The sequence below is a fragment of the Robinsoniella sp. RHS genome (genome assembly GCF_001029355.1).
In the GTDB taxonomy this organism is placed as follows: domain Bacteria; phylum Bacillota; class Clostridia; order Lachnospirales; family Lachnospiraceae; genus Robinsoniella; species Robinsoniella peoriensis.
On record NZ_JNGB01000001.1, the window covers coordinates 72,148 to 85,030 of the forward strand.

The following is a 12,883-nucleotide window of genomic DNA, read 5'->3' on the forward strand; positions in this document are numbered from 1 at the left end:
ACTTTTCACCTTATGAATCAGATTATTCATTATCACTTGACACCACACCTTCACATTTTATTAAAGTGTATTTTGTTTGTTCAGGCAAACTTTTATCTTGCAGGTAAATTGATGTAATACAGTAGTCTCTGGCTTTATAGTTTATAGTTATCTGCGCTTTGATACGATTTTTTTGAGTGACGCTTGCATTTGTATCCCTTGCAAACTTAATCGATACGTCTATTTTATTCCCATTACTATCTTCCAGATTATTAGTACCTAAAACGGCAGTCATACCGGACACTTCTGTCCCTTCTTCTTCCAGACAGGCATCCAGATTAAATTCTCCGCCTTGTATCATACCATCAACAATTTCATAAATAGAATTCACATATTGGATCGCCTGTTCATTCGCTAACTGCCCTCTGGAATTATATGTATTTGCAGATGCCGCGGCTAACACATTAAATCCAATAACAGCAAGTACCATGAAGATACAAATTGCCAGAAGCATAGATGCTCCTTTGTTTTTTGCAAGCGCTTTTCTCACTTCTGGATCATCCTCTCCACTAAGTTCTAATATTATAATTATAGCACAGACACAAATTTAATCAATCAAATTTAAGTTGAATTCCTACAATTTTATCTATATTTCGACCATAATAAACATTAACTACAGGAAATACCTGTTTTATAAAAATACTGAGAAAATATGGTAAAATATTTTACCAGTTATTTACAATTATCTAATCAAATTTTACTTTTCAGATATCCCCGGTCTCTTCCCAACTATTATACTGCAGTTATAACACCATTACTACATCATCAATTGACAGAATAAATTAAATATTCTAATATTCTGAACAAAAAGATGAAGCATCCCACGGCGCTTCATCTCCATTCTTTAAAATATCCGACTTCCAACCTGATATACCAGTACTGCCAGCCCCCAAGCCAGCAATAACTGGAATAATACCATCTGTAACGTAAACTTCCAGGAATTTGTCTCTTTTTTTATTGTTGCCACTGTAGCTGCACAAGGCGTATACAAGAGGCAGAAAATCATCAGAGCATAGGCATTTACCATGCCAAACCCCGCACTTCCAAGATTATCGATAATCTGTGCCATTCCCGCAGCAGAATTGGCATTTCCAACACCAAACAATACTGCAAAACTGGATACTACAACTTCTTTAGCAGATAAACCAGCTATCAGGGAAACCCCAATCTGCCACATACCTAATCCGGCAGGAGCTAAGACCGGCTCCATCCATTTGCCGATCATGGCACCAAAACTTAAGGAAACATCCTCGACCATACCGCTAAAGTTAAAGTTTAATATAAACCAGATCACAATGGATGCTATAAAAATAGTAGTTCCTGCTTTTGTAAGATAGTCCTTTACTTTTTCCCATACATATATAAATATTGTACGTGCATTGGGCAATTTATATTCCGGCAGTTCTATCAGCAAAGACTGACTTTTTCTCTTGTTCGAATCTAATTTATTCTTCACAAGGGCAATTAGAATACCAATTACCATTCCGATCACATACATGGAAAATGCAGCTGCCATCGCATATTTACCAAAAAACATATCTGCAAATAATACGTAAATAGGAAGTCTGGCTGAACATGACATAAAAGGGGTAATCAGAATCGTCTTTTTCCGGTCTTCTTCCCGCTCTAACGCTCTGGTCGCCATAATGGCAGGAACGCTGCATCCAAATCCAAGAATCATCGGTAAAAATGCCTTGCCCGATAAACCCGCTTTTCCCATAAGTTTATCCATTACATATGCCACACGAGCCATGTAACCGCTGTCTTCCAGAATAGCTAACGCCAGGAAAAGAATAAAAATATTAGGTAAAAATGTAAGAATACCGCCTACACCTGCTATAATACCATCCACAACCAGAGAAATCAGCCAGTCTGCCGCTTTTATATTTAACAAAAGACTATGTACAGCATCCGAAAAAGCTCCCAAACCGATTTCAAATACACCTTTCAGTGCATCACCCACAACAAAAGTCAGAAAAAAAACAAGTGCCATAATGCCAAGAAATATAGGAACACCCCATATGCGGTGTGTCAGTATTTCGTCAATCCGGTCAGTAGATGCTGCTTTTTCATTTCGATAAAACAAACACTCCTCCATGACCTCTTCTATATAGTCATATTTCTGATTAATAATTTCTTTTTCGTAACTGCGGTCCACCACACTATTTGTTTCTTCCATATACTGAACCATTAATTCTTCATCTTTTTCCAAAAGCTTGATTGCCATCCACCGTTCATTATGAATCTTCGGATGATTAACTTTCAGAATTTCCTGTATTTTTGCTATCTTTTCTTCAATATCATCAGAATAGTGAATCACCTGCTCATTTGGTCCTTCTTCATAGTGATGCTTTACCGCATGCATCAATACATCCAAACCGGTTCGTTTTCTTGCTGAAACGGGTACGACCGGAATCGCTCCCAGTAATTCGGGCAAACGATGCAGATCTATTTCCATGCCACGCTCTTCTACAATATCCATCATATTAAGAGCCAGAATTACAGGTTTACCAAGTTCCAGCAGCTGTGTGGTCAGATAGAGGTTCCGTTCCATCGCAGATGCATCCACAATATTCACGATTACATCAATATCTTCTTCCATGATACATTTTCTGGTTACTTTTTCTTCGATTGAATAGGATGTCAGGCTATAAATACCGGGTGTGTCTATGAGTTTGATATGCTGGCCTCTGTAGTTTGTTTGACCTTCCTTACGTTCCACCGTAACGCCCGGCCAGTTTGCCACTTTCAGATTCGCACCTGTATACGCATTAAACAACGTGGTCTTGCCACAATTCGGATTACCTACGAATGCCACATTAATTGTCTGTTTCATTTTGCCACTCCTCTGCCTCAATCCCTGATGCAAATTCTCTTCCCAGCGCCCATCTAGTGCCCCGCACTTTGATAATCACTGCTCCGTTCTTTTTCATGTTCATGATTTTTACTTTTGTGCCTTCGAATATACCCAGTGCTTCCAGTCTTCTTGTGATTCCCTCATCCAAGTGAAGTCCTGCCACTACATAAGTATCTCCTATTCTTCCATCGGATAATATCATTTGTTTAACCTCTCACCGTAAATTGATTCCCTTCTTTTGCTTCTTCTTCCTGCTCTTTAAACTTAATCTGCCTGGATACACTCAGTGCCAGTGCCATCTCTGCCATCAGGAACATGACAGAGGTACCTCCGTAACTAACAAAAGGAAGCGTAATACCTGTTGTTGGAATCAGATTAATTACAACCGCTATATTTAATACAACCTGTAATGCGATATGGGCAAATATTCCGGTTGCAATCAGAGATCCCAACAGGTCCGGTGCATTTTGCGCAATAAATAAAAGCCTGTACAACAGAAAAATAAACAAAATGGTAAGCATCGCTGCACCAAAAATACCAAGTTCTTCACATACAATTGAGAAAATCATATCATTCTGGGCTTCCGGCAGTGATCCTAATTTCTGAGCACTATTGCCCAGTCCCTTTCCAAAAAGACCTCCGGAACCAATGGCATACAATGCCTGCATAACCTGATAACCGCCCAGACTGGAATAGGTTTCCGGCTCTAACCAAACCAAAATACGATTAATACGGAAATTATCCGAATTCTGAACTGCCGATGCAAGATAAGCAACCAGTAATCCGATTAACGCTGCCATACTACAGCCGCCTATGACAAAGGGAAGGGTCTTCGGATGAGCAATAAAAATTAAAATCACCGTAATTCCAGCAATAATAATTGCCGTACTCAGGTTCTCCGTAAACACATATGTAAATAAAGAAGTTGCAGCACCGAATCCAATTACAATCATAGGTGCTTTCAATCCTTTCATATTCTTTCCGAGTTTCACTATTAAGAAGGGCAGAAACAATATAACTGCCAATTTGGCGAGCTCTGCCGGCTGGAAAGACAATGCACCCAGAAAGATCCAACGCCTCGCTCCATTAATGGTTCTACCTACAAACTTCGTAGCAATCAGCAAAATATTTGCAATAATGTAAATAAAAAGTGCAAACTTTGCATAAAAATGGTAATCGATCTGGGAAAACAGTAATACGATTACAAGACAGACCGCACTGATGATTGCCTGCTTTCCAAAATAATACATATCTGTACCAAATTCTATCTGTGCTTCATATGCACTTGTACTATATAACATAACCAATCCAAAACAGGTAAGCAGGATAACACTTGCCAAAAGGTTATAATCGTAATACCGAAAATCTCCCTGTAATCTTTTGCTTATTGTTTTTCTTTTTTTTGCCGGTTGATTTGCTCGTCCTGCATTTCTCGTTTTCTGAACCATTTATAAACTCCTTAATTCCACTTATAACTGCATTTCATTTTGTCTATGGATTATAATACCACATTCCCCTGAAAATAGGAAGCTTGAATTCCTGTCAATTGAAAGGTTTTTAGCCATGGCTAACAATACCCTTTTATTCGTCAGGAACAGTCCAGCCAGGATTCTATTTTTTCTACATTATTTTTTGAAACAAACGCGAAAAACGCTCCTCCATCCGTTTTTTACGCTGAACGGTCTCTTCCTCTAAAATAATATATTCCCCATTTTCATTTAATTCCAGACAACTGCCCTCTTTACAACCGGATGGCAGTTTCTCTATCGGAATATTGATCATTGTCTTATCTTCCATTTCACACACTGCGTATTTTTTTTCGATTCTGTCTATCACAAACATTTTATCAACCTCTCTCCTATTTGGACATCCTGTCCGTCCAAATGCCGTTTTCTTTATTTTATCACATTTCATGATTATTACAAACTTTATCCGTAATATGACACGTTTTTAAAGGTATTTCATAAGATAATATTGAAATTAAGATTAATGAAAAAGGAGACTTTATGAATAATTGTACACCTTGTGATTATAAAACAACAAGACCTTGTACTTGCCTGGAAGATATGCCGGTAGCAATGGCTTACGTACCATGGCAAACATTTCAAGATAAGTTCGAACTGTGTAAGGCCCTTGAGGTTGGTACTATCTTCCCGGAACTTTGCAAACCATTTTGCGGAAAGAGAGGTTGCCGTTAATGAATAATTGGAGAAATGGAAATTTTAACAATATGAACCAGCGCCAGTCTTGCCAAAACATGTACAGACCGGACAACAGACCTCAGATGAGACCAGATTGCGGTTCTCAGCGTCCCTGCCAGCCACAGATGAAACCAGATTGTGGCTGCCAGCGCCCTGAAAGACCTCAGGTAAAACCGGACTGCGGCTGCCAGCGTCCATGTGAACCAGTAAAACCTGACTGTGGATGCCATCGTCCTGAAAAACCTCAAATGAAACCAGACTGCGGCTGCCAGCGCCCCTGTGAACCAGTAAAACCGGACTGTGGCTGCCATCGTCCTGAAAAACCTCAGATGAAACCGGACTGCGGCTGCCAGCGTCCATGTGAACCAGTAAAACCGGACTGCGGATGCCATCGTCCTGAAAAACCTCAGGTAAAACCGGAATGCAGACCAGAACCACCTTGCCCAAAAAAGTCAAGGGAAGAATTGATGTGCTATATAAATGAAGTAAGTTTCGCTGTAAATGATATGGTTCTGTATTTAGATACTCATCCATGTGATGAAAAAGCACTGGCTTTTTGTAAAGAACATGTTAAAAAACGTGACAAAGCATTAAGAGAATATGCTGCCCTTTACGGTCCGCTTACCATTGATACCACGGATGATGTAAAGAGTAAAACCTGGGAATGGGTAATGCAGCCTTGGCCATGGGAAAGGGGGAAATGTTAACCTATGTGGAATTATGAAAAACGATTACAATATCCTGTAAATATTAAGACTCCAAATGCTAAAATTGCCCAGATTATAATGAGTCAGTACGGTGGACCTGATGGTGAAATGGGCGCCTCCATGAGATATCTTTCCCAGCGTTTCACAATGCCCAACAGAAAAGCAATGGGCGTTTTAAACGATATCGGAACAGAAGAACTGGCACATTTAGAGATGGTGTCCACAATTGTTCATCAGTTGACCAAAAACCTGTCAATGGAAGAAATTGAATGTTCCGGTTTTGCACCTTATTACGTTGACCATACAGTTGGGATCTGGCCGCAGTCTGCAGGAGGAGTTCCTTTTAATGCATGTGAATTCCAGTCTAAAGGGGACCCGATCACTGACCTTCATGAAAACCTTGCTGCTGAACAGAAAGCAAGAACTACCTACGATAATATTCTCAGACTTGTAAAAGATCCGGATGTAATCGATCCAATCCGTTTCCTGCGTGCAAGAGAAGTCGTACACTATCAAAGATTCGGTGAAGCACTTCGTACTGTTCAGGATGAACTGGACTTTAAAAACTTCTATGCATTTAATCCGTCTTTTGATATGCCGGCAAAATGCAGTTGTGATTCCTGCAAATAATTGATCTATAGGGGTGGTTCATCCGCCCCTATTTATCCCTAACGATCCTGATGATCTATTTATATTTTTAAATTATGGATTTCATACCGGATTGACGAAATTAATTCCCCAACTTTCTATAACTTATGCCGGATTGAATAACTTTTTCAAATCTGTCTACACACTCCACGCTTCCTGGAAATATTCCCGTACTTGGATCAGGGAAGGGAATATTTTTAAACTTATTTTTATCATTTCGTCATTTGGCTTAATCAGATCAGGAACCATGATAGGTTTCATACCCGCACGATGGGCTGCACGCATTCCGTTTAAGGAGTCCTCCAGTACATAGCAATCTCCTGCACTCACTTGCAGCATTTCGCAGGCTTTCAGGAAAATGTCAGGTTCCGGTTTGCTTTTTTGAACCATATCTCCACCGGCTATCACCTGGAAATAATCCCGGATGCCTGCCATATTTGCTTCCTCCTCTAAAATTTCAATTTTTGTAGATGAAGCAACTGCGATATTACAGTTATTTTCTTTTAGAAATTGCAACAGCTCTAACAACCCTTTTTTGAGCGGTATACCATCTTTATTTAATTTGTTATTAAAGTTAATCAGCATCTCTTTGTTGTATTCGTCATAGGGGAAATCCGCACCATATTTATCACAAAATATTTTGCGCGTTGCAAGATTTGTAGTGCCGATACAGCGATAGCATAGGTCTCGCAAATCACCTAAACCATGTTTTTCGCCAACTTCAATCCAGGATTGGAGTATTAAGGTTTCTGTGTCTGCAACTGTTCCGTCCCAATCAAATATTACTGTCTTTTCCATATATACTCTTTCCCTTCGTAGGTTTTTGTACCACCATTACACTCATATGGGATATTTTTTACAAATTGAAATCCCAGCTTGGTCATTACATTTTTAGAAGCCGGGTTTTTTATTGCATGTCTTCCTACAATTTCTTTAATATTTAATTCTTCTGCTGCAAACCGGATAATTTCTTTCATTGCTTCTGTTGTGTATCCATTTCCCCAGGCTTTTTTACTAAGGTTATAACTGATTTCGTATTTATTGTATTCTTCTTCTAAATAGATCAATCCGGTTCCTATTAGTTCACCAGTGTCTTTTCTCACAAATGCCCAGCGATACCAGTCATCCGCATCCTCTTTCCCGGTTTCAAAGATCAGCCATTCTATCGTTTTTTTGATTTCATTATGGCTTGTCCAAAACATATATTTTGCAACATCCGGATCATTTTCCCATCCCTGGAATACAGCTTGTGCATCGTCCATGGAAAAAGATCTCAGTAGAAGTCTTTCGGTTTCTAATATTGGTGTTTTCATTTTTCTTTTCTCCATAGTCATTATTAATAGGTTACTTGTTTCCAGGTTTCTTCCTGGTTTTTGTACTCTTCATTTAACCAGTCCACTACCTGATCCAGACTTTGATCACTTGCTTCGAATTCTTTAATCTGCTTTTTCTCATCCGGAGTAACATCCGAGCAATAAGGCCCCGCCCAGATTGATACTATAAGAACTTTTCCAACGAGCTCAATTTTATATCTCATGCCCTGGTAACTTCCGGTACAGGCTTCTTTTTTTAAAAAATTTAAATTAACGATATCTTTTTTATCAATCATAATATGTAAACAAACTCCTTTTAAGCATATTTATATTTCTCGCTATCTTTGCTTTGTAATCGGTTTGAACCCTTCTCCCAGCACCTGGTCTGCTTCCGTTACAATCATAAAAGCGTTTGGATCTTCATTATATACTATGGTTTTCAACTGGTGATATTCTTGAATACGTACCACACACAGCAAAACCAGGGTATCTTTCTGGCTGTATGCACCTTGTCCTTTAATAAAGGTCGCACTTCTCTCCAACTCTTCAATTACTCTGCCTGCAATAGCTTCATTTTTATCTGACATAATCACTACCTGTCTTCCCTTATCCAGACCGTAGATCATTCCATCAATCACTTTTGTCTGACAAAACAGAGCTACCATTCCAAATAAGCCGGATTCAATATTTCCAAATACAATGATGGAGAGGCCAAGTATAATGCAGTCCACCAGCATCAGGGCGCTGCCGATCTGCACATGAGGAAATTTTCTTTCAATCAGACAGGATATAATATCAGTACCTGCAGTGGTAGATCCTCTGTAAAAAATAACACCCAGTCCGAATCCCATGCAAACTCCGCCAAAGATGGCACCCAGCATGCGGTCGCCTGAATACTGTGGGAAATATGGCGTTACTAAATAATCCAGAATTAAACTGCTGATAATCAGAGTACGAAGGGTTTTAAATGTAAATTTCTTACCCAGATACCGAAATGCCAGATAGATGATGGGAATATTAATAACCAGCGTCATGGTTCCGATTGGAAGTCCCCAGAGGTATTTTATGAGAATTGCAATGCCGGATACACCTCCCGGCGCAATATTGGCTTTTTCAGCAAAATAATATATACCAATCGCCAGCGCAAAAGAACCGATGATGTCAAATATAGTATCTATGATGATTTCCTTATAACTCTTTTTTAGCTTCATAGTTTACCTTCTCTCTTTTTCGTGATTCAAATATTAAAGTCCGGATATGTGATTCAGTATTCATAGTCTAACATAAAGAAATACGGCTTTCAATGAAAAGAACTTGTAACAAAGCATATTTATCTTGAATATTTTAATTTAAGTACTATAATAAGGTTATGGGGACATAGCTCAGCTGGGAGAGCGTTCGCTTCGCATGTGAGAGGTCGCGGGTTCGAATCCCGTTGTCTCCATATTACCAACTCATCATATATATATCCAATGATATTCAAAACTTCTATAGCTTAACTTAAGCTATTCTTAAGACCTCCTTCCAAATAATGGTGTATAATTAATATAATTTAGAAAGGGGGCTTTACACTTGCGAATTAGTCATTGTATTCCATTTTACAAACCAATCATTCCGGATAACATAAAGGATAAAATATGTTTTTCCGCGACTGAGTCTTTAACACGAGATGAAGCTATCTGGTATAGTTATGCTTTGATGATAGTTGCTGAACAATTGGAAAAAGAAGAAATTGATCTCAATTCACTCACTGCAGTTACTGTAATATTTACAATAAATGGTATTCTCTCTATCGATGGGGAGTGCTCTACAGGAGAAAGTGTTTATTTAGACCTTATCATCTATTCTATGAGACACATTCGATCCATTTCATCACGGAAACTGGTTCTTTTCAAATTTCTTGAAGGACTGATCAGACATTTTTGGCAATTGGAAGATGATTCTATGGTAAATAGCAAGGTAAGGCAGTTAATGCAATACATAGAAAAAGATTTTTCCTCAGGAGATTTACTACATAAATTTGAAGCAGCCGAACTTCAGGAGATGTACAGTTAAGCAAAGTTCCTTCTATCGGCTGCTGTAATCTTATTTTAATAGATAGAAAAAGAATATCCTGTTTTCATTGATACTTCCCGTTATGGAAAGGCATCAATAAAAACGGATATTCTTTTTATTTTGTTGTGCTTCCAAATCCGCCATTTCTGAGCTCGGTTGCATCATCGTCTACTGTTATCCCATATTCTACGAAAATCCCCTGCATAAAACCAGTTCCGGCATCTACCGTAATTGCCTTTCCCTCATTGCTGTCATTGGTTATTTTCGAAAATATATGGCCTTCATTGTCTGAATAAAAGTAGTCACTATCTATAATTCCTACTGTATTATTAAGCTGAAGACGGAATTTAAATCCCAATCCGCTTCTGGGATAACATTTTAATACCCAGTCTGCGTTCATTTCTACACGGATACCGGTTGGAATTTTGATTGTCTGACCGGGATTCAGTGTAAATGTAAAGGGACTGTAGAAATCATATCCGGCAGAACCTGTGGTTGCTCTCTTTGGTAGTTTAATTTCTTCATATATGCGTTTGACTTCTGACTCAGATGCTGACGGAAATCCATCTTTGTACCCTTCCTCAAACTGCTTATAACTTACTTTATGAAATTTCGCTATTCTCTGCATTTAATTCTCCTATACTGTGTTCTTATTGTTATGTAAATATGCTGCTGACTATTCGCAGTGCAGAACAGTTTTACCCAGTTTCAGGGATTTTTGAACATCAATTACCCGTTGGTTAGAACTGCCTCTCCAATGCAGCTGTTTCGATTTCTTATCACAATCAAATTCTCCATCAACTAGAACATCCAGATATTTCATTATAGAGGAATCTCTGATACTCTCCCAGGACGATCCGGTATAGAGCCAGATTGTTTTTAAAGGAAATTTATTCCGTATTTCTTTTGCCAGCTCTTCTACGTCTTTTTTATTTTTTGAATGCAATGGATCTCCACCACTGAAAGTGATACCGGATATGTAAGTCTTCTCTAATTCAGCAAATAATTCTTTCTTAGCACTTTCGTCAAAAGTTACACCGCCATTTGGATCCCAGGTTATCGGATTGTGACAATCCTTACAGCAATGGGAACATCCGGATACCCAAAGTACTACCCGCAGTCCGTCTCCATTTAGCATATCGTCTTTTGTAATATTATGATACCTCACGTCTATCGTCCTTTCAGTAACAATATTTAGTAAAAATTTTATAATTGCACACCATATCGTGTTTTTACGCCAGTGATTATCTTACCATTTTCATTCCCTGACGTCAAGACTTAAATCCCTTGTTTGGATTCGGACGGATTGATTTCTGATTAAAAAATATAATTTAAATAGCAAGAAAACCGGAGAACAAAGCGCTTCCTGGTATCCGCACATTTCTCCGGTAAATTTTTAATTTCCACATTCGATACTGATCTCATTAAACAAATCCAGGATCTCTTCTACTTCTGTTGTTTCTTTTGCGTTCCCTTTTTTATCAAGAATTACATTTCCCTGATGCATCATAATCAGACGGTTGCCATACTCTACTGCGTATCTCAGATTGTGCGTTACCATGATTGTTGTGAGATTTTTTTCTTTTACAAGCTTCCCTGTTAATTCCATAATAATCTCAGCCGTCTTGGGATCCAGTGCAGCGGTATGTTCATCCAGGATTAAGAATTCGATAGGTGTCATGGTAGACATTAAAAGTGCCATAGCCTGGCGCTGTCCCCCGGAAAGAGCTCCTACCTTCACATCCAGTTTATCTTCCAGCCCCAGATTCAGCTGGCGCAGACTATCTCTGTAATGATCAATTCTTTTTTTATTGATGCCTGGCTTCAAGTTGTACTTTTTTCCTTTGTTGTCAGCCAGTGACATATTTTCAAGAATCGTCATAGTTGGGCAGGTACCCATAGACGGATTTTGAAAAACCCGGCCAATGCGCTGATGCCGTTTAAAATCCCTTGCACTGGTGATATCTTTCCCATTCATCAGTATGCTGCCCGAATCAATATCTATGCTGCCGCAGATAATGTTCAGCATGGAGGTTTTACCGGAACCGTTGCTGCCGACAACGGATACAAATTCTCCCTGTTTCACCTCAAAATTAAAATTTTCAAAAAGACACATTTCATTGATCGTACCGGGATTATAATATTTATTAATATTCTTTAATTCAAGCATGTGCCTTCACCTTCTTCTTCCTGTCCATACTGATCACTAATATTACAAAAAACAGTACCGCAGTGATTAATTTCATGTCATTTGCCCCAAAACCAAGCTGCATTGCAATTGCCACACACGCCCTGTATAAAATTGCTCCTACAATGACAGCCGTTGTATTATTCACTTTGGGGATAAATTTACAGAGATTTACTCCGATGATAACGCTGGCAAGACCAATCACCATGGTGCCGGTACCGATTGAAATGTCAAATACCCTCTGCCACTGTGTATAAACACAACCGCTAAGTGCCACAAGACCATTAGCGATAGCCAGACCCAGAATCTTAACCTTTCCGCTGTCTTTTGCCAGGACTGTCACCAATGCATGATTATCACCTGCTGCGCGGAGTAAAAAACCGGATTTCGTCTTCATATAGGCATCTAATAAAAGCTTTACCACCAATGCCACAATTACAATAATGATTAAAGTCTGATAAGGTACCAGGAATTCCGGTACAATTTTCGTTAAGAATGAATTATCAAACATATTGTCCATACTAAAGATCGGAACATTTGCTTTGCCTGCAATTTTAAGGTTAATGGTATATAATGCAGTCATCATGATGATTCCCGATAACAGATCGCGGACTTTAAATTTTACATGAATGATGCCCGTAAGCATACCAGCCAGTGCTCCGGCTGCAAATGCGATGGGAAGGGTCAGATAAGGATTTACCCCATTCACCATCAGAGTAACTGTTACCGCCGCCCCCAATGGAAAACTTCCGTCTACTGTCAAATCCGGAAAATCTAATATTTTGTAAGTAATGTAAATGCCTAAGGTCATGATGGCATATATGATTCCCTGTTCTAAAACACCTATTAGTATGGACATATCTTTACCTCTGTTA

General features: G+C 38.9%; 17 protein-coding genes and 1 tRNA gene. 5 read left to right on the top strand and 13 right to left on the bottom strand.

What is annotated here, in order from left to right:
* Window positions 1-22 precede the first annotated feature (22 nt).
* The 5 genes from RHS_RS00275 to RHS_RS00295 form a co-directional block, all read right to left on the bottom strand.
* Window positions 23-529: a hypothetical protein gene (locus RHS_RS00275; protein WP_027294220.1), complete on the bottom strand. Its 507-nt coding sequence runs from the start codon at window positions 527-529 to the stop codon at window positions 23-25.
* A 354-nt stretch (window positions 530-883) separates the two neighbouring features.
* Window positions 884-2,875: a ferrous iron transport protein B gene (gene feoB, locus RHS_RS00280; protein WP_044295948.1), complete on the bottom strand. Its 1,992-nt coding sequence runs from the start codon at window positions 2,873-2,875 to the stop codon at window positions 884-886.
* A complete protein-coding gene (locus tag RHS_RS00285) occupies window positions 2,859-3,098 on the bottom strand; it encodes a FeoA family protein (protein WP_027294222.1) in 240 nt (79 codons plus the stop codon). The genes feoB and RHS_RS00285 overlap by 17 nt, the downstream gene beginning before the upstream one ends.
* A 4-nt stretch (window positions 3,099-3,102) precedes the next feature.
* Window positions 3,103-4,344 (bottom strand): FtsW/RodA/SpoVE family cell cycle protein, encoded by a 1,242-nt coding sequence (locus tag RHS_RS00290; RefSeq protein ID WP_047832047.1) that lies wholly within the window; start codon window positions 4,342-4,344, stop codon window positions 3,103-3,105.
* A gap of 172 nt (window positions 4,345-4,516) precedes the next feature.
* Window positions 4,517-4,738: a DUF3006 family protein gene (locus RHS_RS00295; RefSeq protein ID WP_047832048.1), complete on the bottom strand. Its 222-nt coding sequence runs from the start codon at window positions 4,736-4,738 to the stop codon at window positions 4,517-4,519.
* Between the two features lie 164 nt (window positions 4,739-4,902).
* Here RHS_RS00295 and RHS_RS00300 point away from each other — a divergent pair, with 164 nt between their 5' ends.
* From RHS_RS00300 to RHS_RS00310, 3 genes are read left to right on the top strand one after another with little or no spacing between them, the layout of a single operon-like run.
* Window positions 4,903-5,094 (top strand): spore coat associated protein CotJA, encoded by a 192-nt coding sequence (locus tag RHS_RS00300; RefSeq protein ID WP_044289386.1) that lies wholly within the window; start codon window positions 4,903-4,905, stop codon window positions 5,092-5,094.
* Window positions 5,094-5,804, top strand: a complete 711-nt coding sequence (locus tag RHS_RS29785; protein WP_330386752.1) for a spore coat protein CotJB — start codon at window positions 5,094-5,096, stop codon at window positions 5,802-5,804. The genes RHS_RS00300 and RHS_RS29785 overlap by 1 nt, the downstream gene beginning before the upstream one ends.
* 3 nt (window positions 5,805-5,807) lie before the next feature.
* Window positions 5,808-6,434, top strand: a complete 627-nt coding sequence (locus tag RHS_RS00310; protein ID WP_027294226.1) for a manganese catalase family protein — start codon at window positions 5,808-5,810, stop codon at window positions 6,432-6,434.
* A 156-nt stretch (window positions 6,435-6,590) separates the two neighbouring features.
* On the opposite strand, the gene RHS_RS00315 is transcribed toward RHS_RS00310, so the two are convergent.
* Genes RHS_RS00315 through RHS_RS00330 form a run of 4 tightly spaced genes read right to left on the bottom strand, consistent with a single transcriptional unit; the run spans window position 6,591 to window position 8,976 of the window.
* Complete coding sequence (locus tag RHS_RS00315) at window positions 6,591-7,250, bottom strand: HAD family phosphatase (protein WP_047832049.1); 660 nt, start codon at window positions 7,248-7,250, stop codon at window positions 6,591-6,593.
* Window positions 7,235-7,765 carry a GNAT family N-acetyltransferase gene (locus tag RHS_RS00320; RefSeq protein WP_047832132.1) on the bottom strand — a complete coding sequence of 177 codons (531 nt, stop codon included), beginning with the start codon at window positions 7,763-7,765 and terminating at the stop codon, window positions 7,235-7,237. Before RHS_RS00320 ends, RHS_RS00315 begins: the two co-directional genes overlap by 16 nt.
* A gap of 23 nt (window positions 7,766-7,788) precedes the next feature.
* On the bottom strand, window positions 7,789-8,061 hold the full coding sequence (locus RHS_RS00325) for a hypothetical protein (protein WP_047832050.1): 273 nt from the start codon (window positions 8,059-8,061) through the stop codon (window positions 7,789-7,791).
* Between the two features lie 42 nt (window positions 8,062-8,103).
* A complete protein-coding gene (locus tag RHS_RS00330; protein WP_047832051.1) occupies window positions 8,104-8,976 on the bottom strand; it encodes a YitT family protein in 873 nt (290 codons plus the stop codon).
* Window positions 8,977-9,136: 160 nt separating this feature from the next.
* On the opposite strand from RHS_RS00330, the gene RHS_RS00335 reads away from it, so the two are divergent.
* Both RHS_RS00335 and RHS_RS00340 read left to right on the top strand, forming a co-directional pair.
* Window positions 9,137-9,209: transfer RNA gene (locus tag RHS_RS00335), tRNA-Ala, on the top strand.
* 128 nt (window positions 9,210-9,337) lie between these two features.
* Window positions 9,338-9,820 carry a hypothetical protein gene (locus RHS_RS00340; RefSeq protein WP_027294230.1) on the top strand — a complete coding sequence of 161 codons (483 nt, stop codon included), beginning with the start codon at window positions 9,338-9,340 and terminating at the stop codon, window positions 9,818-9,820.
* A 115-nt stretch (window positions 9,821-9,935) separates the two neighbouring features.
* Here RHS_RS00340 and RHS_RS00345 read toward each other — a convergent pair whose 3' ends face one another.
* The 4 genes from RHS_RS00345 to RHS_RS00360 all read right to left on the bottom strand — a co-directional run bounded on the left by RHS_RS00345 (window position 9,936) and on the right by RHS_RS00360 (window position 12,867).
* Window positions 9,936-10,448, bottom strand: a complete 513-nt coding sequence (locus RHS_RS00345; RefSeq protein WP_027294231.1) for a deoxyuridine 5'-triphosphate nucleotidohydrolase — start codon at window positions 10,446-10,448, stop codon at window positions 9,936-9,938.
* A gap of 48 nt (window positions 10,449-10,496) precedes the next feature.
* The gene (gene nrdG / locus RHS_RS00350; RefSeq protein ID WP_047832052.1) at window positions 10,497-10,988 is read right to left on the bottom strand and encodes an anaerobic ribonucleoside-triphosphate reductase activating protein; all 492 of its coding nucleotides are present in this window, start codon (window positions 10,986-10,988) and stop codon (window positions 10,497-10,499) included.
* Between the two features lie 228 nt (window positions 10,989-11,216).
* On the bottom strand, window positions 11,217-11,990 hold the full coding sequence (locus RHS_RS00355; protein ID WP_044295940.1) for an ABC transporter ATP-binding protein: 774 nt from the start codon (window positions 11,988-11,990) through the stop codon (window positions 11,217-11,219).
* Window positions 11,983-12,867, bottom strand: coding sequence for an ABC transporter permease (locus tag RHS_RS00360; protein ID WP_027294234.1), 885 nt, complete (start codon window positions 12,865-12,867; stop codon window positions 11,983-11,985). Before RHS_RS00360 ends, RHS_RS00355 begins: the two co-directional genes overlap by 8 nt.
* Window positions 12,868-12,883: the final 16 nt, after the last annotated feature.